Consider the following 21,037-nt stretch of genomic DNA (forward strand, 5'->3'; position numbering starts at 1 on the left):
GTGCGTTGGGCACCAACGGTACCGCTCAGGGGGCGGTCGGGCGGGGCCGGTGGAGTTCGGGGGCGGTGAAGAGGCCGGTGCGGGTGGGTTCGCGGACGAGGTCCATCTCCTGCATGGCGAAGCGGCGTCCGTGGGCGGCGGTGGCGTCGGTGTAGACGCGCTGCCAGGCGTCGGAGCGCATGGCGGGCACGGAGGTGCCGTGGACGCGGAGTTCGATGCGGTTCTCGCCTTCGCGGAGGCGGTCGCCGAGGTCGAGTTCGCACGGGAGGTCCCAGAGGACGCCGGCTTCGGTCCCGTTGACGACGGCGACGGCGACGGCGGCGAGGGGTTCGGCGGCGTGGGCCTGGAACGACTGCGGTTGGCGGGCAGTGCGTGCGGGGACCGGGAGGCCGGCGGTGCCGAGGACGAGGCGGGTCGGGAGCGGCGCGTGCAGTTCGACTGCGGCCGTGTAGGTCCCAGTGGTGCCGGTGAGGCCGTGCGCTTCCCACACGTGCGGGAGCGTCACGGGTGCGGTGCTGCCGTCGGGGCCGGTGAAGTGCCAGTCCGCGAGGCGGATCGGGTCGGCGGGGCCGGGCGGCGGCGGGGCCGGGGGTCCGGGGCGGGGCGAGGTGGCGACGATGCGGGCCTCGTAGGGGGCGAGCGCGAGGCGGATCGGGCCGTGGCCGGGGGTGGCGGCGCCGTCGTGCGCGTCCCAGGTCTCCCACGAGGCGTAGGGGGTTCGGGGGGTGAGCGTCGCGGTGCGGGGTTCGGGTCCGGTGTTCGCGAGGAGGTAGAGCTCGGCGTCGTCGAGGCGGCGGTGGACGACGCCGACGTCGGGGTGGCCGGTCTCGGCGTCGGGGGTGACGAGGTCGCGCAGTGCGCCGGTCAGGTCCGGGGCGGTGGTGCGGCGGGCCTCGGGGAGGAGGTCGGCGTCGACGGCGATGACGGGGAGGCCCGCGGCGGCGAGCGCGCGGATGCGGGATTCGTCCTCTTCGGAGAGGCGGGTGGCGCCGGCGATCACAAGTGCCTTGTGGCGGCGCAGGATCGAGGCGGCCGGGGTGCGGGCGTCGATCACGTCGAAGTCGTGGCCGGCGCGGCGCAGGGCCGCGGGGACGTCGCCGAGGAGGGCGGTGCTGCGGCGGTAGAGGTCGAGTTCCTCGCCGGGGCCGAAGGAGGCGTAGGCGTCCTCGTAGGGGAGCCAGAGGGCGAGGTCGGCGACGTGCTCGCCCTGGCGCATGGCCCAGGACAGGCGCTGGAGGTAGCGGAAGAGCGCGGGGGCGGCGGGCCACCAGGCGTTGCGGTCGGTGATCGCGCCGGAGGCGTAGAACGCCCACCCGGGGTCGGCCGCGCCGCGGGGCGAGGCGGGCCAGCCGTGGCCGATGAAGTGGTTGACGCCGGCGAGGAGGTGCTCGTGGGCCTCGCCTTTGAAGTCGATGGGGCGGGCGCGGAACGACGGCGAGTTGATCCAGGTCCAGGTCTCGGAGGAGACGACGGGTGTGTCGAGGTGGTGGGCGGCGGAGGCGGCCCATTTGGTCCGGGGCACGCTGTGCCGGCCCCAGCCTTCGCCTTCGATCATGTCGGCGTGCCGGTAGCCGCTGACGCGGGCGGGCGGGGCGCCGTAGTTCTGGACGCGGAAGCGCACGCCGCGCTCGCGGGCCCAGGCGTGGATCGGGGCGAGGAACCGGTCTTCGAGGAGGTCGGCGAGGGTCCGGTGGAAGTCGGCGCGGAACCGCGCGCCCTCGGGCCGATGCGCGTGCAGGTGGTGCAGGTGCGGGAGGGGGTCGTATCCGCGGCGGGCGCGGAACTCCGCGGCGAGGTCGGGGGTCCAGTCGGCGTGGTAGACCTCGAGGCTGTCGCAGAAGACGGCGGTGACGTGCTCGGCCCCGGCGGCCTCCAGCAGCGGCTCGGCGACGGCGGCGAGGTGGTGGGCGGTGGCGGCGTGCGAGTAGTGGTCGAGGACGGGTCCTTCGGCGCCGGTCGAGGAGCGCTTGACCTGCTGGCCGGTGGGGCCCGCGGTCGCGAGGAGGAGCGTGCGCGGGCCGCGGCCGGGCGGGACCGCCGCATCGTCGCCGTCGAGTTCGAGGGGCGCGAACGCGCCGTCGTGCTCCCCCGGCGCGCCGTCGGCGAGGAACGCGGCGACGGGCCGGTCGCCGGGCCACCGGCCCGGGAGGTGCAGGCGGGCGGCGTGCGGGCCGATCGGGCGCTCCTCCCAGCGGAGGCGCTGCGCGGCGAGCGGCGCGGGCACGTGCGCGCCGCCGTAGGACCAGCCGCTGCCGAGGGTGAGGTCGAAGCGCAGGCCCAGTGAGCGGGCCCGGCGGGCGGCGTGGCCGACGAGGGCGAGGAACGGCGGGGAGCCGAAGGCGTGCGGCTGCGCGGGGGCGAGCGGGTACACGAACGCGGCCTCGACGCCGCCGATGCCCGCGCGCGCCATGGACTCCAGCTGGTCGTCGATGTCGGCCTCGGTGATCGAGGTCCCGAACCACCACCAGCGCACCATGGCCCGGGCCTCGGCCGGGGGTTCGCGGAACGCCGCCGCGAGTTCGGGCTCGATCCGGCTGGTGCGCACGGGGACTCCTCTCGGTCCGGGCCGCGCCGCCTGCCGCGGCGGGCCCGGTACCGACTCTAGGCGCTCCGTTGGAGAACGGTTGCCGGGGTCGGGTGGGAGGACTCCGGGCAGGTCAGCGCGAGAGGAAGCAGTAGACGAGCGTGAAGACGCTGAGCAGGAGCATCCCGGTGGCGTTGAGGAACAGGTTCCGGCCGAAGTCGCGCGCCCGCACGTGCATCGCGATCGCGGCGACGAAGTAGAGGACCACCGCGGCCGAGGTCAGCGCGCCGAGGTACGGCACCCAGACGCCGGCGACGAGCCCGGCGGCCGCGGCGAACTTGACCGGCGCGGCCGCCCACCACCAGCGGCGCGGGAAGCCGACGTCTTCGAAGCACGCGGCCACGAAGGGGACCGGGCGCAGGCACAGCAGGCCGTCGCCGAAGGAGACGAAGGCCAGCAGGAGCACCGGCCAGAGGGGGTCGGGGAAGGCGTTCATGACTTCACCGTACCATACCGTATGGTATGGTGGGGCGATGACGACTCGCGACCGCTGGATCGACGAAGGCCTCACCGTGCTCGCCGAGGAGGGCGCGGCCGGACTGCGCATCGACCGGATCGCCGCCCGGCTGGACCTCACCAAGGGCTCGTTCCACCACCACTTCGCGGGCGCGGACGACTACCGCGCGGCGCTGCTGGAGCGGCACGAGCGCGAGCAGGCCGCCGCGCTCGCCGCGACGGCGGCGGCCGCGGCGGACGGGCCCCCGGAGGTGGCCCTCGCGGTGCTCGCCGACCGCGTCCTGGACGTCCTCGACACCGATCGCGAACGCGCGGTCCGCGCCTGGAGCGCGAGCGACCCGGCGGCCCGCGCCGCCCAGGAGCGCCTCGACGCCGCGCGGCTCGCGCTCCTGGAGCGGTTGTGGGCCGAGCGCATCGGCGAGGGCGAGCAGTCGCGGACCGCCGCGCTCCTGCCGCATCTCCTGGTCGCCGGCATCAGCGCGGTGCACCCCCGCCCGTCCCGGGCCGAGATCCGCGCCGTGTTCGCGCTCCTCGCCGAGATCGCGCCCGCGTAGCGGCACACGGCGGGGGTCGCCGCTAGGGCTCGCCCCGCCGCACGGCCCGCGGCGAGCGGCCGAACTCCCGGCGGCAGGCCTTGTTGAACGCCTGGAGGTCGGGGATGCCGACCGAGGCGGCGATCGCCGGGATGGACAATGTGGACTCTCTCAAGAGGTGCTCGGCCCGCTGGAGGCGGCGGCGCCTGACGTGCGCGACCACGGTGGACCCGGTCCCGGCGCGGAACAGGCGGGTCAGGTGGTTGTGGGACAGGCCGACCGCCGCGGCGATGTCGGGGACCGCGATCGGCCCCGGCAGGCGCTCCTCGATCCGGGCCAGCGCGGCGGCGACCGCCGGGTGGGGCCCCTCCCCCGCAGCGCGCGGGCGCAGCTCGGTCAGGCGCCACAGGACCGCCCAGGCCTCGGCGGCCGCCCGGACCGGGTCGGTCGCGGTGACCGCCTTGCGGAGCATGGCGTCGAGGACCGGGACCTCGGCCCCGGCGTCCTGCATCACCGGCACCCGGTGCGCGCCGCCCCGGTCGGCAAGGCGCGCATGGAGGTACAGGTGCTCGGAGCGGCCGCGGTAGCGGAAGCGGATCTCGGTGCCGGCCGGGACCAGGCTGACGTGCCCGGGCCGGATCGGATGGACGGTGCCGCCGACGTCGAGCTCGCCTTCGTAGGCGTACAGGTGCAGCTGCCACAGGTCGGGCAGGCGGAACCGCTCCTCGGCGGCCGTGAGCCCGTGGACCCCGACCCCGGCGTTGACGACCTCGGGCGGCGCCCCGAGCGGCACCTCGGCGAACTGCATAGTGAGAACCAACCACTAGTCGGTGATTACGACCCATTACAACGGGCAACGTACTCCATAGGCTCGTCGCATGGCAACCACAGCACCGCTCCTGACATCGGTGGAGGTCGCGCGGTTCGTCGCGCACGGCTTCCACCGCATGGACGCCGTCGTCCCCGACGAGCTCAACGCGCAGGCGATCGGGGTCTTCGACGCCGGCGTCCCCGAGGTCCCCTACGGCACGCCGGTGAAGCGGGCGTTCGAGGAGGGCTCGTTCGCGCGGCGCCTCCTGGACGTGCCCGAGGTCGCGGGCGCGCTCCGCAGCCTCGTCGGGCCCGACCCCACGGTCGACCACCACGCCGTCCACGTCCGCGAGCCGCACGAGGGGTCCGCGCAGCCGCTCCACGGCGACGCGATCATCGACACCCGCATGGACGCCTTCGACGTCCAGCTCATGTACTACCCGCAGGAGGTCACCGGGACGATGGGCGGCACCCTGTCCGTCCCCGGCTCGCACCTGCGCCGCACCAACGAGTCCGACACCGGCCGCTACCAGAACCTGCGCGGCCAGACCCGGCTCACCTGCCCGCCCGGGACGGTGGTCCTGCTCCACCACGGGATCTGGCACGGCGGGCGGCGCAACGACTCCGACGTGCGGCGCTACATGTTCAAGATCCGCTTCAACCCCACGGTGCCGCAGGTGCGGCTGTGGGACACCGCGGACCTGGACGACCCCCGCGTCCCGCAGGAGCTCTCCCGCTTCTTCCCCTGGTGCGAGCACGCCACCGGCCGCCTGGAGGTCTACAACCGCATCCGCCTGTGGCGCGCCATGACCGGCGACGCCTCGTTCGACATCGACTACTGGGCGACCCGCGTCGCCAACCGCCCCGGGAGGGCCGCATGAAGCAGCAGGTGCTCGTCCTCTACCTGAACACGTCCGCGCTCGACTCGGAGGTGCTGGCCTGGGCGTTCTACGACGGCACCGGGAAGACCGACCCGACCACGGGCGACAGCGACCTCCCGCCGTACGACACCGGCGTCGAGGCCCTGCGCGACGGCTGGCGGCTGTTCCAGGCCTCCCAGCTCATCCCGCCGTACCCGGGCCACGAGTACGACACCTCGTTCATGAAGCACGAGTTCTTCTTCGAGAAGCTGGAGTAGCCGTGCGGCGGGCGGCCCGGAGGCCGCCCGCCGCTCCGGTCAGTGCCCGCCGATCTCGACCAGGAGGACGCCGGCGCCGACGAGGGCGATGCCGAGCCCCATGAGCTTCGTGAGCGGCTCGCCGAACAGGAAGCGGCTCGCGACGGCCGTCAGGGCCACGCCCGCGGCCACCCAGATCCCGTACGCCACACCGATGCCGAGGCCCCGGTCGAGTGCGAGCGTCAGGCCGGTGAAGGCGAGGCCGTAGCCGGCGACCACCACGGCGTACCAGCGCTTGCGGCCGTCGGCGGCCGCCTTGAGGGACAGGCTCGCCGCGACCTCGGAGAGGATCGCCGCCACCAGGAACGCCCAGGCCATCACGCGGCCCCTTCCGTCCGGCGGGCCGCGGCCCGCTCCGCGCCGAGCTCGATCGTGACGACCCCGGCGATGATGAGGGCGATCCCGGCGCCCATGACCCCGGTGAGCGGCTCGCCGTACAGGACGGCCCCGAACACCGCGGTGAGGACGACGCCCATCGCGCCCCACACCCCGTACGCCACTCCGAGGGGCATGCCCGCCTTGAGGACCGCGCCGAGGAACGCGAACGCCGAGACGAACCCGGCGACCACGACGACGTAGAGCAGGGGCCGGTCGATCGCGGCCTTGAGCGAGAGCGAGGCGGTGACCTCGCTGACGATCGCGCCGGCCAGCAGCAGCCAGGGACGCGCGCTCATCGGGACGCCCCCGTCATCGACCGGGCCAGGTCGCGCAGCGCCGCGCGCTCCTGCGCGTCCGGCGGCAGGTTGTCCATGGCGTCGGCGAACCAGAGGCCGTCCGCGATGAGCCGCACCGCGGTCAGCCGCGCCCGCTCGGCGGGCCCGAGGTCCTCGGGCACAGTCAGCCAGGGGCGCATCCGCTCGACCCAGCGCGCGGTCAGCCGCTCGCACAGGCGCGGGTCGGCGAACATCACGAGGTCGCTCAGGTCGGCCTCGCCCCGGAGGGCCCACTCGAGGTAGGCGCCGATCCTGGCCGCGGGGGCGGCTGTCTCGACGGGGCCGTCGAGCAGCCCGGCGACCTCGCCCTCCCAGTCGTCGACCACGCGGTCGACCAGGGCGAGCATCAGCGCCTCCTTGGTCGGGAAGTGGTACATCAGCCCCGGCTTGGTCAGTCCCGCGTGCTTCGCCGCGGACTCCAGCGACAGGGACTCGCCCGCCCGGAGCATCGCGATCGCGCCGTCGAGGATCTGCGTTCTCGAACTCATGCCCGCTACTTTACCTTCCGGAAGGTTGGTGGACGCAAGCGAATGTGACCTGCGGCATCGATGCGGCCGGAAGTGTTGGGACTCAAGGGTTCGCGATGCCGGTGCGCCAGCACCAGGCGGCGATGCCGACGCGGTTCGCGGTGCCGAGCTTGGCCTGCATGCTCGCCACGTGGGTCTTGACGGTGCCGACCGAGATGAACAGCTCGGCGGCGATGTCGGCGTTGGAGCGCCCCTCGGCGACCAGCCGCGCGAGCTCGGTCTCGCGCGGCGTGAGCGGGTTCGGCGGCGCGGTCCCCGGCTGCGGGGCGAGGTGCTTGAGCAGTCGGACCGTCACGGCGGGGCTGATGAGCGACTCCCCGGCGACGGCGGCCCGCACGGCCTCGGCGAGGAGCGCCGGGCCCGAGCGCTTGAGGATGAACCCGCACGCGCCGGCGGTGAGGGCCGCGTGGACGTACTCGTCGTGGTCGAAGGTGGTCACCACGACCACGCGGACCGCGTCGGCCGACGTGTCGGCGGCGAGGAGCCGCGTCACGTCGAGGCCGTCGAGGCGGGGCATCCGGATGTCGACCAGGGCCACGTCGGGGCGGACCTGCCGGGCGAGGGCCACGGCCTGGACGCCGTCGGCGGCCTCGGCGACGACGCGCATGTCGGGCTGGAGGTCGATGAGGCGGCGCAGGCCGCGGCGGACGCCGTCCTGGTCGTCGGCGATGAGGACCCGGATCGTCACCGGGCCTCCCCGGCGAGCGGCAGCGTCGCCTCGACGGCCCAGCCGGAGCCGGCGGGGCCGGCGCGCAGGTCGCCGCCGAGCGCCTCGAAGCGGGCGGTCAGCGTGACCAGGCCCGTGCCGCCGTGGCCCCGCGGGCGCGGGAGGCGGGTCCGGGACTCGCGGCCGCCGGTGTCGGCGATGCGGATGCGCAGGGCCCCGCCGGCGTCGGTGAGGGCGACCTCGACCGATCCGGTGCGCGGGGCGTGCCGGCGCACGTTCGTCAGGGCCTCGGCGACCAGGCGGTGGACCGCGTCGGCGGCTTCGCGCGGCACCCGCGCCGCGACGCCGTCGTCGAGGACGAGGCGGACCGGAGTCCGTGCGGCCGAGGCGAACCGGTCGACCAGGTCCGGGACGTCGGCGAGTCCGTAGGTGCGGGCGCCGGGCGCGCCGTCGCCCCTGAGCACGGCCACCGTCCGGTCCATGGCCGCCAGCGCCTCGAGCCCGGCGCGCTCGATGCGGTCCAGAGCCTCGGGCGCCTGCGCCGGGTCGCCTTCGGCGCGGGTGGCCTGCGCGTCGAGCACGATGCCGGTCACGTCGTGCGCGACCAGGTCGTGCAGGTCCCCCGCGAGCGCGAGCCGCTCGAGCCGCCGCACGTCGTCCAGGGCCCGCGTGCGGCGGCGGACGGCGAGCCGCCGCGCGGCGCCGACGTCGACGGCCGCGAGCGCGGCGATCGTCCAGCAGCCCAGGAAGAACGCGTACTCGGTCCCGGTCGCGGCGGCGCCGGTCAGCATCCGCAGCGGCTGCACGGCGAGCGCGGCCACGGCCAGGGCTGCGGCGGCGACCGCGCCGCGGACGGGCGCGTGCCGCGCGGCGGTCGCGGCGAGGCCCGCGAGAGCGGCGAGTTCGAGGAGGAGCCAGAACCCGGCGAGCCCGGACACCGGGTCGCGGTGGAGGAGCGTGCACAGCAGCGCCACGGCGGCGGCCGCGGCCGCGGCGACACCGGTGCGGCGGCACCGGCGTGCGCGCGCACCGGGGAGGGTGAGCGCGGCCGTCGCCGCGACCGCGGGCAGGACCGCGGTCCAGGGGGCGGACGCGAGGGCGGCGGGGCCGCCGAGGACGGCGGCGGGCGNGCCGCGCCGAGCGCGCCGGACAGGTGGGGCTTGCTGACCATGCCCGGAACCGTACCCAGCGGCGACATGGCGCGGCCTCTGCCGAAAGACGGATCTTCGGCGTCCGGCGATCCCTCCGCGGACCGATTCACGCCGGGGCCCTTCAGGACCGAGGCTGGAGGCCCGTCGTCACACGAGGAGGCCTCCATGGTCCAGACCCTGTCCCCGCCGCGCCGCGGCGCGCTCGTCCGCCTGATCGGCGAGCGGCCGCTGGCGAGCTTCACCGTCCTGTCGTTCGCGCCGTCGTTCGCGTACGAGCTCGTCCTCATCCTGGTGCTGCGGCTGCCGCTGGTGCCGTGGATGTTCGCCGCGCCGTTCGTCGGTCCGTTCCTGGCGGCGTTCGTGATCACGGCGGCGGCCGAGGGCCGGGCGGGCGTCCGGGCGCTGGTGCGCGACCTGCTGCACTGGCGGGTCGGGGCGCGCTGGTGGGCGCTGGCGGCGCTCGGCCTGCCGGCGTTCCTGATGCTGTGCGTGCTGCCGCTGCCCGGTGCGGCGGCGGCGTTCGGGCCCGACGCCGGGGCCGTGGGCGGCTGGGTGCTGGTGTTCGCGCTGGTGCTGGTCGTCGGCGGGCCGCTCGGCGAGGAGCCGGGGTGGCGGAACTTCGCGACGCCGCGGCTGCAGGAGCGGTTCGGCCCGGTGCTCGGCACGGTCGTGCTCGGGGTGATGTGGGGGCTGTGGCACCTGCCGCTGTTCCTGATCGACGGGTACAACCACGCCGGGGGCGGCCTCGCGGGCGCGGTGGTCCCGTACCTGGTGTTCCTCGGGTTCACGATCGCGATCGCGTTCCTGTTCACGTGGATGTACAACCGGACGGGCGGCAGCGGGCCGATCGCGGTCGTGGCGCACACGTTCCTCAACGTGTCGCTGCTGCCGGTGCTGTTCCCCGGGGTGGACGACAGCCTGCGGTACGAGGCGGTGCAGCTGGCGGGGTTCTCGGTCCTGGCGGTGGTCCTGCTGGTGGCCACGCGGGGCCGGCTGGGCTGGACGGGTTCAGCGGAACGGGATGTGGTCCGACCGGCCCTCCCATGAGCCGTGCTCGGACAGGGGCCGGAACCGCAGGGTGGTGAACTCGCGGTGGAAGTCCCGGCGGTCCCGTTCGGCCATCGCGTCGCGGTGGCGGCGGCCCGCGCCGCCGCCGTCGCGGCCGAAGACCATGCCGGTCATCGCGCGGGCGCTGGTCCAGACGGAGAACGTGGAGACGGTCCGGAGGGGCCGCATGGCCGCGAGCGCGAGCGTCGTCTCGGGGTGGTCGCGGACCTGGCGTTCGACGGGCCGGCCCCAGCGGATGAACCGCGCCAGCTCGGGGAGGCGCATCCGGGCGAGGGTCACGGCGACCACGGGTTCGGCCGGGTCGGTGCGGCCCGCTTCCTCAGGGAGGTGGGCCAGTTCGCGGACGGCGCCCCAGCGGCGGCGGAACTCCAGGCGCACATGCCATCCGGCCGCGAGCCGCCGGCCGAGGGGGCGTTCGGCGAGGAACGCGTCGAGCGCCGCCTCGTCGTCCCATTCGGCGAACACGGCGAGGTGCCTGATCCGCATCCGCTTGGGGGACAACACGGGTGCGCCCAGTTCCATCCCGGCCAGGACCTCCATGCGGCGCAGCCCCGGCGCCGCGGGCGGGCGCAGCAGCGCGCGGACCGCGGTGTGCAGCGGCACGCGGGCGAGGTGGAAGGAGTGGAGGCGCATGACCGCATTCAACCCCGGGTCCGCCACCGGTGTTCGCGCAGGTGTCGGAATGGTTGCCGCGCATCAGTACAATCCGGGCATGAATACACTCCGAACCACTGTCCGGACGATTGCCGCGGCCGCGGGGATCGCCGTCGCGCTGACCGCCTGCTCCGGCGAGGACCCGCCCGAGGCGACCGAGGGCGGGGAGGCGTCGACCTCGGCGATGGCGAGCCCCTCGGAGGCCGGGACGACCGCGCCCGACGACGGGGGCTCCGCCGCCGAGGGCGTGGGCGACCTGGCGGGCGTGTGGAGCCTGGACGCCGAGCCGCCCGAGGCGTCGACCCTGACGGTCGACGAGTCGGGATACGCGAAGTACACGACCGAGGGCACGATCGTGGACTACTGGGAGGGCACCGCCGTGCCGTCCTCCGGCTCGACGTTCACGATCGAGTTCACGCCGGACTCGGAGGACGACACGGGCGGCGAGGACCTCGACTTCACGGCCGAGGTGACCGTCGACGGCGACACGCTGGCGTGGACCTCCGACGGCTACGACTCGACGTACACGCGCGACGAGTGACCGATGGTCACCCGAGGCGCTGCCGCGGAGGCGGCGGCGGCGGTTCGTCGGTGTCCGGCAGCGGCGGCATGATCTGCGGGTCGTGGAGGACGCCGCCGTGGCCGAGCAGCAGCTGGGCGAGGCCGGCGATCCGCGGCCACTGGGCCCGCACGTACGCGACCGCCTCCGGGTGCTCGGGTTCGAGGTCGCCTTCGGCGAGCTCGTCGAGCATCAGGGGCGCGTCGATCCACGAGCGGGTGAGCTCGCCGGAGTACTCGCGGACCGCGGCGATCATGACCGGGTCGCGCAGTGCGCTGCGGCCGTGGACGTCCGGGTCGTAGTCGCTCTCCCCGATGTAGCCGATCCCGGGCCGGTGCTCGGGATGCGAGACGACCTGCGTGATCGTGGCGCCCTCGTCGTGGATCGCGCAGGCGCGGGCCGCGATCTGGACCGCGAGCATGGCGATGCCCAGGCCGGTGGCGTCGGGCGGGTCGTACAGCGGGAAGCCGCGTTCAAGAGCGAAGCCGTTGCGTTCGGGCTGGGCATGATGATTCCTATCGACCATTTTGCACCTTCCTCGGCGTCGGATACTTGATTGTCGGTTATGCCCGAGTACCCGATCGACCCCGCCCTACACCCGCGCGCCACCCGATCGGGGGACCCGATCCGGATGCCCGATCCGGGTGCCCGCTCCGGCGGGCTTCAGTCCGCGACCGTGACGGCGATCTCGACCGGCTCCGGCGGCGGGCCGCCGTCCGCGTCGCCTTCGCACGCGTCGAGGGGCGTGCGGAAGCAGTACTGGAACCGCAGCACCGCCTCGCCCGCGGCGAGCGCCTCGAAGTCCCAGGAGAGGAACTCGCCGCAGCCGGTGCCGTCGCAGCCGGCGTCGTCCTCAGTGGACTTTCCGGCGTCGGCGAGCACTCCGGACTCGGTGCCGCCCACGAGGTACCAGTTGTCCCCCACGGAGTCCCTGACCAGGCCGATGTCGACGCGGAGGGTGTCGCCGACGGCGACGGCGGCCTCCCCGGCGTCGAGCGCGACGGTCTCGTCGGCGGTCGAGCATCCGGCGAGGGCCGTCGCAGCGGCGAGGGCGAGGGCGGTCGGCAGGGTGCGCATGGTGGCGACGATAGCGGTCCGCCGCCACCGCGCGTGCGGTCCACTTCGGAGTGATGGTCAGCCGGCGGCGGGCAGGACGACGGTGCCGTCGGCGTCGCTGTAAAGCAGGGCGCCGGGGGTGAAGGTGCACTCGCCGAAGGCGACGGGCACGTCGCGGTCACCGGCGCCGGTCTTGGTGCTCTTGCGGGGATTGGTGCCGAGGGCCTTGACGCCGAGGTCGATGCCCGCGAGGGCGTCGGCGTCGCGGACGGCGCCGTTGACGACCACGCCCTCCCAGCGGTTGGCGGCGGCGATGGCGGCGATGACGTCGCCCATGAGGGCGCAGTGGAGGGAGCCGCCGCCGTCGACGACGAGGACGCGGCCCTCGCCGGGCTCGCCGAAGACGGTCTTGAGGAGGGCGTTGTCCTCGAAGCAGCGGACGGTGGCGATCCGTCCGGAGAACTTCGGCCGGGCGCCGAAGCGGCGGAACTGGAGGTCGCAGGAGCCGAGGCGCTCCTCGTGCTCGTCGTAGAGGTCCGCGGTGGCGAAGTCGGTCATCTCAGGCTCCTCGGGTCGTCTCCGACATCATGCCGTACGGGCTCCGCGTGCGCCCGCCCGTCATCGATCACGAATCGAGAAGCGCGGCCCAGCAGGGAAAACTAGCATCGGAGAGGTCAGGGAACGAGACCGAAGGAGCCCGTGATGACCGCGAAGCAGACCTCTAAGCAGACCACCGCCGAGACCGGCGGCGGGTTCAGCGACGACGAGCGCTCGGCGATGAAGGAGCACGCCGAGGAGCTGAAGACGGAGCGGCGGCGCGGCAAGCGCGCCACCAAGGCCGACGGGGAGGGCGACCTCCTGGCGAAGATCGCCGAGATGGAGGGCGACGACCGCGCGCTGGCCGAGCGCCTCCACGCGATCGTCGCCGCCAACGCGCCGGACCTAACCCCGAAGACCTGGTACGGGATGCCCGCGTACGCCCGGGACGGCAAGGTCGTGTGCTTCTTCCAGAGCGCGCAGAAGTTCAAGGCCCGCTACGCGACCCTGGGCTTCAACGACACCGCCGCGCTCGACGACGGCGACATGTGGCCGACCGCGTTCGCGCTGACGTCGATGACCCCCGCGGTCGAGCAGCGGATCGCCGAGCTGGTGAAGCGCGCCGCGGGCTGACCCGCGCCCCGCGGCCCGGCGGGCCGCTCACGCGTCGGCGCCGATGCGCCAGCCGGTCCGGCCGGCTCGTGCAGGACGACGTCGACGGCGAACGTGCCCGCGTCCGTGTCGGCCTCGGTGATCGTGTACGCCCGCTGGTGCTCGACGTCCTTGCCGTCCGGGTCGGGGAACCAGAACCGCGGCCGGGCGGTTGGCGCGGCCTCCGCGTCGCCGCAACTGGAGTCCGAAGTGGACCAGGTGCGGGACGGCGTCCTCGGTGGGGTCGTCGCGCTGCTCCAGGTCGGCGAGGAGGCTCTCTCCCCCCACGAGGCGTTCGAGCTCCCACCGGCCCTCGACGTGCCGGTGGAGCGCCGCGGTGGAGACCCGAACTTCTGTGTGGCGACGAGGCAATGGTGATCCAGGTCTCGTTCGAGCGTCAGCTCCGTTCGCTGCGTTCGGCCAGGCGCCGGACCTGCTCGGCGCCGATGTCGGTCGTCCACTCCCAGCCGGGCGCGGCCGTGTCGCCGACGCGGAGGTCGGCGGGGACGCGGCCTTCGCGCAGGGCGAGCACGTACGCCCGGTCCGCCTCGATCCTGGCGCGGATCCCGGCCGCGTCGGCGACGGACCCGTGGCCGGGGACGAGCACGTCGACGCCGGCCGCGGCCGCCTCGAGCAGCTCCAGGCCGGTGAGGTACTCCCCCACCGGGTCGTTGTCGTCGCCGAGCTCGTCGAGGTTGGGGACCAGGACGTCGGAGAGCATGTCGCCCGCGATGAGCACCCCGCGCTCCGGGACCAGCAGCGCCGCATGGCCCGGCGCGTGCGCGGGGTGCTCGACGATCCGGACCTCCGGGCCGTCCCACGGGAGCCGCACCGCGCCCTCGGGCAGGCCGGTGAGGAGGCCGAACAGGTCCAGCGGGGTCTCCTCGGCGATCTCCGGGGGCAGGCCCTCGGCCACGCTCGACCGCCAGTCCGCGTCCGCCCGCACCTCGCGCATGCGCTCGGCGCAGCGGGCGGTGCCGTACCGGGGCGCGTCGCCGAGGTCGGGGTGCCACAGGACGTGGTCCCAGTCGGGGTGCGTCGCGAAGCCGGCCGCGACGGTCCGGCCCGACTCGCGCAGGTCGCGGGCGAGGCAGGACAGCTCGGCCTCGGTGAGGCCGGGGTCGACGACGAGGTCGCCGCCCGGGCCGCGGACCACGACGGCGTTGTTCTCGAGCAGTTCGCTCCGGTGGATCAGCACGCCTTCGGCGATCGGTCGCAGCACGGCGGGGCTCCCTTCTGGTCGCGCGCCCCGGGGACGTCGGGCGCGGCGCCCGCTGCAGGTGGAGACGACGCGCCGGTCGGGCAGTCATCGGTGCTGGCGGCGGTAGGCGGCGGGCGGGAGCCCGCACTCGGCGGTGAACGCGGCGTAGAACCGGCTGACCGAGGTGAAGCCGGAGTCGGCGGCCACGGCCGCGATCGGCAGGTCGGTCGTGACGAGCAGGCGCCGCCCCTCGGCGAGGCGGCACCGGGAGAGGTAGTCGATCACGGTGGTGCGCACGATCTTCCGGAAGTGGGTCATCGCGTAGTTCGGGTGGAGCCGGGCGGCGGCGGCGACGTCGGCCACCGTCAGCGGCTCGCGGAAGTGCTCGGCGATGTGCCGCACCATCGCGACCGCGTGGCGCAGCGCCGGATCGCCTCCGGAGTACCGGAGCGCCGGCTCCTGCGGGGCGTCCAGCGCGAGGCGGCGGACCCGCGCCTCGACCTCCAGCAGCAGGATGCGGCGGCGCTCGGGGAGCGCGCTCGAGAGGTCGGCGGCCCACTGGGTGAAGTTCGCGGGGTCGGACGCCATCGCGGCCGAGGGCGGCGCGATGAGCGGCATCCCCGACAGCAGGCGGCCGACGAGGGCGGTGGGCAGGCCCCAGCCGAGGAAGGTCGCGAACGGCACGTGGACCCAGTGCGCCCGCGTCACGGAGTTCGCCACGAGCTGGTGGGGCACGGCGGCCCAGAACGCCGCGACCGACCCGGGGCCGATCTCGACCGGGGTGCCGCCGAAGAGGTACAGCATCGTGCCGCCCTCGGCGACGAAGTTGATCTCGAGGTCGTCGTGCTGGTGGGCGGTGTCCATGAGCACCGGCCGCCCGGCCCAGCCGACCAGCTCCGGCGGGGCGAGCCCGATCTGAGGATCCAAGAACAACTCGTTCCGAACAGTGAAGACTTCTCTGATCGGAATGTATACCGTGATGCCGCAGCGGCCGGCACCGGCCGCGTCCACCGCCCCGTCTTCAAGGAGTCACCTGTGTTCGCTATCGGCATCGTCGGCGCCGGGCAGTTCGCCGGCGCGTTCGCGAAACTCTTCAACGCCCACCCCGGGGTCTCGCGCGTGACCGCCACCGACCTCCTCCCCGACCGGTCGGCGGCGCTCGTCCGCGAGCTCGGGCTGGCGGGGACGGTCGAGGACTTCGACGCGATGCTGGCCTCCGACGTGGACGCCGTCGCGATCTTCACGCAGCGCTGGACCCACGGGCCGCTCGTGGTGCGGGCGCTGCGCGCGGGCAAGCACGTGTACTCGGCCGTGCCGATGGCGTTCACCGTCGAGGAGGTCGGCGCGATCATCGAGGCCGTCGAGGAGACCGGCCTGACCTACATGATGGGCGAGACCAGCCGGTACCACCCCGTCACCGTGCTCGCCCGGCAGAAGGCGGCCGAGGGCGCGTTCGGCCGGATCTTCTACGCCGAGGGCGACTACGTGCACGACATGGACCACGGCTTCTACGCCGCCTACCAGTACAGCGGCGGCGAGGACTGGAAGCGCACCGCCAGCTACCCGCCGATGAAGTACCCGACCCACGCCATCGGCGGGGTGCTCGGCGCGTGGGACACGCACGCCGTCAGCGTGAGCGCGATCGGCGTGCCCGACCTGCGCGGCGACGGCGTGTTCGACCGGGAGGTGAGCATGTTCGGCAACGACTTCTCGAACGCCACCGCGCTCTTCGAGACGGCGAACGGCGGCAGCATGCGCACCAACGAGTTCCGGCGCGTCGGCCTCGCGGGCGGCGTCCCCGAGTCCCGGTTCGCGTTCTACGGCACCGAGGGCATCCTGGAGCAGAACTCGAAGGCCACGCTGTGGCACGACCGGTCGGGCCCGCTGCACGACTGCACCGACCTGGTGCGGCCCGGCGAGGCGACCGGCGCCGACGACCCGGTGCTGGCCGGGGTCGACCCGCGGCTCCACGACTCGTTCCTCTCCGGGCACGCGCCGGTGCACGACACGTCCGGGCTCCCGGTCGAGTTCAAGGGACTCGGCAACGGGCACATGGGCAGCCACCAGCTCCTCGTGCACGACTTCGTGACCGCCGTCGAGGAGCGGACCCTGCCGAGCGTGCACGCCTGGGAGGCGGCGCGGTACACGCTGCCGGGCATCGTGGCCCACGAGTCCGCGCTGCGCGGCGGCGAGCGGCTCCGCATCGAGGACTTCGGCGACGCGCCGCGTGCCGCTTAGGGCGCCGGTGGCGCGCCGCCCGGTCGTGACGGCGCCGCTCAGGCGTCCTGGTGCGAGCGGCGGCGGCGGTCGAGGCGCCTGATCAGGGGGATGCCCCCGGCGATCACGAGAACCGCCGCCAGCGCCGCGGCGCCGAGGACGAGGTTCGAGCCGGAGGACTCGGCCGCCGGTGCGGCGTCGTCCTCGGTGCCGGCGTCGGCCTCGGCGTCGGCGTCGATCGGGTCGCCGCCGACGGCGAGCATCGCGTCGACGGCCTCCACGCTGAAGCTGAAGGTCGTCTGCACGGTCTGGCCGTCGGCGAAGACGGCGTCGACCGTGACGGTGTAGGCGCCGAGGTCGGTGTACCGCATCGGCTGGATGAGGACGGTGTCGTCGACGCGGGGCGGCTCGAGCTCGATCGGGGCCTGGTCGGGCCCGGTGAGGGTCAGCGCGCTCCCGGTCGCGTCGAGGGCGTCCGAGTAGATCACGGCGATCTCGCCGGGCGCCGCGTCGAGCACGGCGCCGTCCTCGGGCGAGGTGGCCCAGAGCTCGGGCTGCGCGTGCGCGGGGGTGGGCGCCGCCAGTGCCGACGCGAGGGCGGCGAGCACGACGAGGAGGAGCCTCGCCCCTGCGCGTCGCAGGGGCGTCCGCTCCGTCTGGCGGGCATGGTGCTTCGATCGCATTGGTCGCTCCCTTGAGTGCCGGTCCGAGTCGACGGCCAACTGCGTGATAAATCTACCAATATCAATTTGTCGATGCGAATGGCGGTCGCGTCAGGCGGCGGGGAGGAACACCCGCATGGTCGCGCCGCCGCGGCGGGCCCACCGGTGGTACGGGACGAGCCGCAGCTCGGCGGCCTCCCCGGAGTCCGGTGCGGACTCCGGGCCGGGCCGGTAGGGCGGCGTGCCGGGGGCGGCGGGCGCGGGGCGGACGGCGGTGACGCGGACCGTCGCGCCGTCGCCGGTGTCGACCGGCGGCCGGGAGCGGTCGGCGCGGACCTCCTCGATCGGCAGGCCCGGCGGCAGGTCGTGAGACTCGGCGCACAGGACGAGCGGCCCGCGCTCGACCGCCGCGCAGCCGCGGACGGCGTCGATGCGCTCGTCGGGCCGGGTCCAGCGGGGCGCGACCGGGAGGTCGAGGCGCACCGAGGCGCCGGCCGCGAGCGGGCCGGTCGCGGCCCAGCCGGGATCGACCGCGCGCTCGTCGGCGCCCGCGTCGAGGACCGCGCCCGCGGCCCAGTGCGGCACGCGCAGGCGCAGGTCGACGCCGCCGGGGGCGTCGAGGACGTCCACGCGCACGGTCCCGGTGCGCGGGTACTCGGTCGCCACGCGCAGGCGCACCGTGTCGCCGGAGTCGAGCCGGACCTCGAGTTCCCCTGCGGCGTACTGGAGCAGCGAGACCGTCCGGTCCTCGACCGCGGCGGCGTACGACTGCCAGCTCGCGAGGGTCCGGGCGAGGTTGGTGGGGCAGCAGGAGACGTCGAACCAGGGGGCGCGCACGCCGCCCTCGGCGCGCGCGTTCACCGCGTCGGGCCGCACCTCGTTCGCGGCGCTGCGCTGGTGGAGCGGGTTGGCGTAGAAGAACGCCCGTCCGTCCTCGCTCGGGGAGGCCGCGATGACGTTGTAGAAGGTCCGCTCCATCAGGTCGGCGTAGCGCACGTCCCCGGTCGCGAGGTACAGGCGCCAGGAGACCATGTTGGAGGCGATGCCCGCGCAGGTCTCGCAGTAGGCGCGGTCCGGCGGGAGCTCCCAGTCCTCGCCGAAGCCCTCGTCCTGGTGGCGCGAGCCCATGCCGCCGGTCAGGTACGTGCGGCGCTCGACGGTGCGGTCCCATTGGCGCGCAAGGGCGTCGAGGAGGTCGCCGTCGCCGGTGTCGACGGCGACGTCGGCGGCGCCCGCGGCCAGGTAGAGGGCGCGCACGGCGTGGCCGCGCCACGCCTCGGCCGCGAGGACCGGCTGGTCGTCCTGGAAGTACGAGGAGTCGAGGAGGACCACCGGTTCGAGCGTGCCGTGGCCGCGGCGCTCGACGAAGCGGCGCGCCTGGTCGAGGTAGCGGGGCTCGCCCAGGGCCCGGCCGAGCTCGGCGAGGCCGACCTCGATCTCCGGGTGGCCGCAGATCCCCTGGTTCCCGTCGGGGCCGAAGGCCGCGCAGACGTGGTCGGCCGCGCGCCGGGCGACGGCGACGAGGCGGTCCTCGCCGACCGTCCGGTGGCGCGCGACCGCGGCCTGGAGGAGGTGCCCGGTGCAGTACAGCTCGTGTCCCGAGGACAGGTCGGAGTACCGGTCCGCCTGCCCCGCATGGCCGTAGCAGGTGTTCAGGTAGCCGTCCGGGTCCTGCGCGGCGGCGATCCGGTCGACGAGCGCTTCGAGCGTCTTGTCCGCCCACTCGTCGCCGGTGCGGCCGTGCTCCCAGGCGAGGGCCTCCACGAGTTTGTAGATCTCGGAGTCGGAGAACTGCCAGCCCGGGCGCGGCCCGGCCGTGTCGCCCGCGGCGGTGCGGTCGAAGTTGGCGATCCAGCCGAGCCGCTCCATCCACTCCAGGCAGTGGGCCAGCGTCGCGCCGGTGTTGACGGACTGGAGCGTGTGCCAGAAGCCCTCGGACAGGCGCATCTCGTCGATGGCGATGCCGCGGCGCGGGCCCCGGGCGGGTGCGACGGGGACCGGGCGGGAGGCGTGGTGGTTCAAGGGATCTAGTCCTTCACGGCCCCGGCGGTCACGCCGGCGGCCACGTAGCGCTGCGCGACGACCAGGAGGATCGCCGCGGGGAGGGAGGCGACCACGGCGGTCGCCATGATCGCGTTCCACTGGGTGGTGTTGTTGCCGATGTACTGGTAGATCCCGAGGGTGATCGGCACGAACTCGCCTGAGCGGTTGAGCGTCGAGGCGAAGATGAAGTCCGACCAGGCCCACAGGAACGCGAAGAGCGACACCGTGAGCGTCGAGTTCCGGCTCACCGGCAGCACGATCTTGGTGAACGTGCCCCAGGGCCCGGCGCCGTCGACGCGGGCGGCCTGCACCAGCTCGCGCGGGATGCCGGCCATGAACGTCGTGTACAGGAGCACGCCGAAGGGGACGGCCACGGTGGAGTCCGCGATGATGAGCCCCCACACGGTGTTGAGCATGCCGAGGCGCACGTAGATCGCGTAGAACCCCATCGCCATCACCACGGCCGGGATCATCTGCGCCACCAGGAGCAGGAAGTTGAGCGCCTTGCCGCCGCGCAGGTTGAGGATCGCGAGCGCGTAGCCGGCGGGCGCGGCGATGACCACGGTCAGGAGGACGCAGCCGGCGCCCACGACGAGGCTGGTGCCGAGGGCCGGGAGCTGCTGGGCGAGCGCCGCCTCGAACCCTTCGAGCGTGGGGTGCGCGGGGAACCAGTTGGTCTGGCGCAGTTCGTTGGCGGGGGTCAGCGAGACGTTGACCATCCAGTAGACGGGGAACAGCATGACCGCCGTGAACACGACGCCGAGCACGGTCTTCCACCAGGGGCGGGCGGTCATCGGCGGACCTCCGGGCGCTGGAGCCGGAGGTGGAGGAAGCCGAACACGAGCGCGATCACGATGAGCAGGTTGCCGATCGCGGCCGCTGGCGAGAAGTCGGGCTGGCCGGTGCCGAACGCCTCCCGGTAGGACCACACCGCGAGCGTCAGCGAGGCGTCCCCGGGGCCGCCGGTCGTCATGATCCAGATGACGTCCACCACCTTGAGCGTGTAGATGAATCCGAGCAGCAGCGTGATGGCCGAGACCGGGCGCAGCAGCGGGAGCGTGATGTGCCAGAACTGCTCGCGGGCGCCGGCGCCGTCGAGCGAGGCGGCCTCGTAGGTCTCGGCCGGGATCTGCTGGAGTCCGGAGTAGAGGATGACCAGGTTGAAGGGGATGCCGAGCCAGATGTTCGCGATGACGACGGCGGTGAGCGCGGTGTCGGGCGAGGTGAGCCAGTTGACCTGCTCGCCGCCGAACGCCTCGATCACGGAGTTCACGATGCCGTTCTCGCTGTTGAGCATCCACGCCCAGGTCGAGGACGAGACGATGAGCGGCAGCAGCCAGGGCACGAGGAACAGCGCGCGGAGCACGCCCGAGAGCCGGAAGTTGTCGCGGAAGAACACCGCCAGCGCCAGGCCGATCGCGTACTGGAACACGATGGAGACGACGGTGAACAGGGCGGTGTTGAGCGCGGCGGTGCCGAAGGAGTCGGAGCCGAACACCTCGGCGTACTTGGCGAGCCCGACGAACTCGGGGTTCCCCTGCACGAACGCGCGCACAGTGTAGTCGTGGAGGCTCAGTTCGACGTTGCGCCACAGCGGGTAGGCGTAGAACACGAGCAGGTAGGCCAGGAGCGGGGCGGCGAAGCCGACGGCGGTCCAGGCGCTGGGGTCGAGGCGGCGGCGGGCCCGGGGGCGCGCGGCGGGGCCGGTGCCCGCCGCGCGCTCGGACGCGCGCCCGGTCCGGTGGACCGAAGTCGCGGTCATGTGCGGGTG

The 21,037-nt window shown here is 74.2% G+C and carries 26 protein-coding genes and 1 pseudogene; 8 read left to right on the forward strand and 19 right to left on the reverse strand.

From position 1 onward, the window contains the following. Positions 1-25: 25 nt before the first annotated feature. Positions 26-2,545 carry a glycosyl hydrolase gene (locus tag ABD419_RS00095; protein WP_344480152.1) on the reverse strand — a complete coding sequence of 840 codons (2,520 nt, stop codon included), beginning with the start codon at positions 2,543-2,545 and terminating at the stop codon, positions 26-28. A gap of 112 nt (positions 2,546-2,657) precedes the next feature. Continuing rightward, positions 2,658-3,020, reverse strand: coding sequence for a DoxX family protein (locus tag ABD419_RS00100; RefSeq protein WP_344480155.1), 363 nt, complete (start codon positions 3,018-3,020; stop codon positions 2,658-2,660). A gap of 37 nt (positions 3,021-3,057) precedes the next feature. Here ABD419_RS00100 and ABD419_RS00105 point away from each other — a divergent pair, with 37 nt between their 5' ends. Further along, a complete protein-coding gene (locus tag ABD419_RS00105; RefSeq protein WP_344480158.1) occupies positions 3,058-3,594 on the forward strand; it encodes a TetR/AcrR family transcriptional regulator in 537 nt (178 codons plus the stop codon). 22 nt (positions 3,595-3,616) lie between these two features. Here ABD419_RS00105 and ABD419_RS00110 read toward each other — a convergent pair whose 3' ends face one another. Beyond that, positions 3,617-4,381: an AraC family transcriptional regulator gene (locus ABD419_RS00110; RefSeq protein ID WP_344480160.1), complete on the reverse strand. Its 765-nt coding sequence runs from the start codon at positions 4,379-4,381 to the stop codon at positions 3,617-3,619. Between the two features lie 70 nt (positions 4,382-4,451). Between ABD419_RS00110 and ABD419_RS00115 the strand changes: the two genes are divergently transcribed. After that, positions 4,452-5,264 carry a phytanoyl-CoA dioxygenase family protein gene (locus ABD419_RS00115; RefSeq protein ID WP_344480162.1) on the forward strand — a complete coding sequence of 271 codons (813 nt, stop codon included), beginning with the start codon at positions 4,452-4,454 and terminating at the stop codon, positions 5,262-5,264. Then, the gene (locus ABD419_RS00120; protein ID WP_344480165.1) at positions 5,261-5,521 is read left to right on the forward strand and encodes a hypothetical protein; all 261 of its coding nucleotides are present in this window, start codon (positions 5,261-5,263) and stop codon (positions 5,519-5,521) included. The genes ABD419_RS00115 and ABD419_RS00120 overlap by 4 nt, the downstream gene beginning before the upstream one ends. 39 nt (positions 5,522-5,560) lie before the next feature. Here the strand turns inward: ABD419_RS00120 and ABD419_RS00125 are convergent, their stop codons facing one another. The 5 genes from ABD419_RS00125 to ABD419_RS00145 all read right to left on the reverse strand — a co-directional run bounded on the left by ABD419_RS00125 (position 5,561) and on the right by ABD419_RS00145 (position 8,441). Continuing rightward, positions 5,561-5,878, reverse strand: a complete 318-nt coding sequence (locus ABD419_RS00125; RefSeq protein WP_344480168.1) for a DMT family transporter — start codon at positions 5,876-5,878, stop codon at positions 5,561-5,563. Next, positions 5,878-6,234, reverse strand: coding sequence for a DMT family transporter (locus ABD419_RS00130; protein ID WP_344480171.1), 357 nt, complete (start codon positions 6,232-6,234; stop codon positions 5,878-5,880). Before ABD419_RS00130 ends, ABD419_RS00125 begins: the two co-directional genes overlap by 1 nt. Continuing rightward, positions 6,231-6,761, reverse strand: a complete 531-nt coding sequence (locus ABD419_RS00135) for a TetR/AcrR family transcriptional regulator (RefSeq protein WP_344480174.1) — start codon at positions 6,759-6,761, stop codon at positions 6,231-6,233. Before ABD419_RS00135 ends, ABD419_RS00130 begins: the two co-directional genes overlap by 4 nt. 82 nt (positions 6,762-6,843) lie before the next feature. After that, complete coding sequence (locus tag ABD419_RS00140; protein WP_344480177.1) at positions 6,844-7,488, reverse strand: response regulator; 645 nt, start codon at positions 7,486-7,488, stop codon at positions 6,844-6,846. Then, on the reverse strand, positions 7,485-8,441 hold the full coding sequence (locus ABD419_RS00145; RefSeq protein WP_344480179.1) for a sensor histidine kinase: 957 nt from the start codon (positions 8,439-8,441) through the stop codon (positions 7,485-7,487). The genes ABD419_RS00140 and ABD419_RS00145 overlap by 4 nt, the downstream gene beginning before the upstream one ends. Positions 8,442-8,783: 342 nt before the next feature. Here ABD419_RS00145 and ABD419_RS00150 point away from each other — a divergent pair, with 342 nt between their 5' ends. After that, entirely contained in the window at positions 8,784-9,665 is an 882-nt protein-coding gene (locus tag ABD419_RS00150; protein WP_344480181.1) for a CPBP family glutamic-type intramembrane protease, read from the forward strand. Here the strand turns inward: ABD419_RS00150 and ABD419_RS00155 are convergent. Beyond that, entirely contained in the window at positions 9,627-10,319 is a 693-nt protein-coding gene (locus tag ABD419_RS00155) for a hypothetical protein (RefSeq protein ID WP_344480184.1), read from the reverse strand. The genes ABD419_RS00150 and ABD419_RS00155 overlap by 39 nt on opposite strands. A 79-nt stretch (positions 10,320-10,398) precedes the next feature. On the opposite strand from ABD419_RS00155, the gene ABD419_RS00160 reads away from it, so the two are divergent. Then, on the forward strand, positions 10,399-10,881 hold the full coding sequence (locus tag ABD419_RS00160) for a hypothetical protein (RefSeq protein WP_344480187.1): 483 nt from the start codon (positions 10,399-10,401) through the stop codon (positions 10,879-10,881). A gap of 7 nt (positions 10,882-10,888) precedes the next feature. Here ABD419_RS00160 and ABD419_RS00165 read toward each other — a convergent pair whose 3' ends face one another. The 3 genes from ABD419_RS00165 to rraA form a co-directional block, all read right to left on the reverse strand. Continuing rightward, complete coding sequence (locus ABD419_RS00165) at positions 10,889-11,425, reverse strand: hypothetical protein (RefSeq protein WP_344480190.1); 537 nt, start codon at positions 11,423-11,425, stop codon at positions 10,889-10,891. A 137-nt stretch (positions 11,426-11,562) separates the two neighbouring features. Beyond that, positions 11,563-11,976: a hypothetical protein gene (locus ABD419_RS00170; protein ID WP_344480193.1), complete on the reverse strand. Its 414-nt coding sequence runs from the start codon at positions 11,974-11,976 to the stop codon at positions 11,563-11,565. Between the two features lie 57 nt (positions 11,977-12,033). Then, positions 12,034-12,513, reverse strand: a complete 480-nt coding sequence (gene rraA, locus ABD419_RS00175) for a ribonuclease E activity regulator RraA (protein ID WP_344480196.1) — start codon at positions 12,511-12,513, stop codon at positions 12,034-12,036. Between the two features lie 144 nt (positions 12,514-12,657). On the opposite strand from rraA, the gene ABD419_RS00180 reads away from it, so the two are divergent. Beyond that, the gene (locus ABD419_RS00180) at positions 12,658-13,125 is read left to right on the forward strand and encodes an iron chaperone (protein ID WP_344480199.1); all 468 of its coding nucleotides are present in this window, start codon (positions 12,658-12,660) and stop codon (positions 13,123-13,125) included. Positions 13,126-13,157: 32 nt separating this feature from the next. Here the strand turns inward: ABD419_RS00180 and ABD419_RS24925 are convergent. Continuing rightward, positions 13,158-13,334: pseudogene (locus ABD419_RS24925) on the reverse strand (siderophore-interacting protein); the annotation flags it as partial. Positions 13,335-13,353: 19 nt separating this feature from the next. Here ABD419_RS24925 and ABD419_RS00185 point away from each other — a divergent pair. Beyond that, complete coding sequence (locus tag ABD419_RS00185; RefSeq protein ID WP_344480202.1) at positions 13,354-13,521, forward strand: hypothetical protein; 168 nt, start codon at positions 13,354-13,356, stop codon at positions 13,519-13,521. 19 nt (positions 13,522-13,540) lie between these two features. On the opposite strand, the gene ABD419_RS00190 is transcribed toward ABD419_RS00185, so the two are convergent. Then, complete coding sequence (locus ABD419_RS00190) at positions 13,541-14,365, reverse strand: MBL fold metallo-hydrolase (RefSeq protein WP_344480204.1); 825 nt, start codon at positions 14,363-14,365, stop codon at positions 13,541-13,543. Positions 14,366-14,449: 84 nt separating this feature from the next. Further along, a complete protein-coding gene (locus ABD419_RS00195) occupies positions 14,450-15,271 on the reverse strand; it encodes a helix-turn-helix domain-containing protein (RefSeq protein WP_344480207.1) in 822 nt (273 codons plus the stop codon). A 108-nt stretch (positions 15,272-15,379) separates the two neighbouring features. On the opposite strand from ABD419_RS00195, the gene ABD419_RS00200 reads away from it, so the two are divergent. After that, positions 15,380-16,582, forward strand: coding sequence for a Gfo/Idh/MocA family protein (locus ABD419_RS00200; RefSeq protein ID WP_344480210.1), 1,203 nt, complete (start codon positions 15,380-15,382; stop codon positions 16,580-16,582). Positions 16,583-16,620: 38 nt separating this feature from the next. Here ABD419_RS00200 and ABD419_RS00205 read toward each other — a convergent pair whose 3' ends face one another. From ABD419_RS00205 to ABD419_RS00220, 4 genes are all read right to left on the reverse strand, one after another. Next, positions 16,621-17,244, reverse strand: coding sequence for a copper resistance CopC family protein (locus ABD419_RS00205; RefSeq protein ID WP_344480213.1), 624 nt, complete (start codon positions 17,242-17,244; stop codon positions 16,621-16,623). A gap of 90 nt (positions 17,245-17,334) precedes the next feature. After that, positions 17,335-19,170, reverse strand: a complete 1,836-nt coding sequence (locus ABD419_RS00210; RefSeq protein ID WP_344480485.1) for a glycoside hydrolase family 127 protein — start codon at positions 19,168-19,170, stop codon at positions 17,335-17,337. Between the two features lie 80 nt (positions 19,171-19,250). Then, positions 19,251-20,060 (reverse strand): carbohydrate ABC transporter permease, encoded by an 810-nt coding sequence (locus ABD419_RS00215; RefSeq protein ID WP_344480216.1) that lies wholly within the window; start codon positions 20,058-20,060, stop codon positions 19,251-19,253. After that, a complete protein-coding gene (locus ABD419_RS00220; RefSeq protein WP_344480219.1) occupies positions 20,057-21,028 on the reverse strand; it encodes a carbohydrate ABC transporter permease in 972 nt (323 codons plus the stop codon). Before ABD419_RS00220 ends, ABD419_RS00215 begins: the two co-directional genes overlap by 4 nt. Positions 21,029-21,037 lie beyond the last annotated feature (9 nt).

This window comes from Glycomyces endophyticus (assembly GCF_039531525.1).
Classification (GTDB): Bacteria; Actinomycetota; Actinomycetes; order Mycobacteriales; family Micromonosporaceae; genus Glycomyces; species Glycomyces endophyticus.

Bases quoted from the DNA above. Each gene is read 5' to 3' on its own strand.
- ABD419_RS00215 (WP_344480216.1), bottom strand. From the start codon at position 20,060: ATGACCGCCCGCCCCTGGTGGAAGACCGTGCTCGGCGTCGTGTTCACG.
- ABD419_RS00165 (WP_344480190.1), bottom strand. From the start codon at position 11,425: ATGGTCGATAGGAATCATCATGCCCAGCCCGAACGCAACGGCTTCGCT.
- ABD419_RS00170 (WP_344480193.1), bottom strand. From the start codon at position 11,976: ATGCGCACCCTGCCGACCGCCCTCGCCCTCGCCGCTGCGACGGCCCTC.
- ABD419_RS00150 (WP_344480181.1), top strand. From the start codon at position 8,784: ATGGTCCAGACCCTGTCCCCGCCGCGCCGCGGCGCGCTCGTCCGCCTG.
- ABD419_RS00115 (WP_344480162.1), top strand. From the start codon at position 4,452: ATGGCAACCACAGCACCGCTCCTGACATCGGTGGAGGTCGCGCGGTTC.
- ABD419_RS00180 (WP_344480199.1), top strand. From the start codon at position 12,658: ATGACCGCGAAGCAGACCTCTAAGCAGACCACCGCCGAGACCGGCGGC.
- ABD419_RS00135 (WP_344480174.1), bottom strand. From the start codon at position 6,761: ATGAGTTCGAGAACGCAGATCCTCGACGGCGCGATCGCGATGCTCCGG.
- ABD419_RS00205 (WP_344480213.1), bottom strand. From the start codon at position 17,244: ATGCGATCGAAGCACCATGCCCGCCAGACGGAGCGGACGCCCCTGCGA.
- ABD419_RS00220 (WP_344480219.1), bottom strand. From the start codon at position 21,028: ATGACCGCGACTTCGGTCCACCGGACCGGGCGCGCGTCCGAGCGCGCG.
- ABD419_RS00125 (WP_344480168.1), bottom strand. From the start codon at position 5,878: ATGGCCTGGGCGTTCCTGGTGGCGGCGATCCTCTCCGAGGTCGCGGCG.
- ABD419_RS00160 (WP_344480187.1), top strand. From the start codon at position 10,399: ATGAATACACTCCGAACCACTGTCCGGACGATTGCCGCGGCCGCGGGG.
- ABD419_RS00120 (WP_344480165.1), top strand. From the start codon at position 5,261: ATGAAGCAGCAGGTGCTCGTCCTCTACCTGAACACGTCCGCGCTCGAC.
- rraA (WP_344480196.1), bottom strand. From the start codon at position 12,513: ATGACCGACTTCGCCACCGCGGACCTCTACGACGAGCACGAGGAGCGC.
- ABD419_RS00105 (WP_344480158.1), top strand. From the start codon at position 3,058: ATGACGACTCGCGACCGCTGGATCGACGAAGGCCTCACCGTGCTCGCC.
- ABD419_RS00130 (WP_344480171.1), bottom strand. From the start codon at position 6,234: ATGAGCGCGCGTCCCTGGCTGCTGCTGGCCGGCGCGATCGTCAGCGAG.
- ABD419_RS00210 (WP_344480485.1), bottom strand. From the start codon at position 19,170: ATGCGCCTGTCCGAGGGCTTCTGGCACACGCTCCAGTCCGTCAACACC.
- ABD419_RS00100 (WP_344480155.1), bottom strand. From the start codon at position 3,020: ATGAACGCCTTCCCCGACCCCCTCTGGCCGGTGCTCCTGCTGGCCTTC.
- ABD419_RS00110 (WP_344480160.1), bottom strand. From the start codon at position 4,381: ATGCAGTTCGCCGAGGTGCCGCTCGGGGCGCCGCCCGAGGTCGTCAAC.
- ABD419_RS00155 (WP_344480184.1), bottom strand. From the start codon at position 10,319: ATGCGCCTCCACTCCTTCCACCTCGCCCGCGTGCCGCTGCACACCGCG.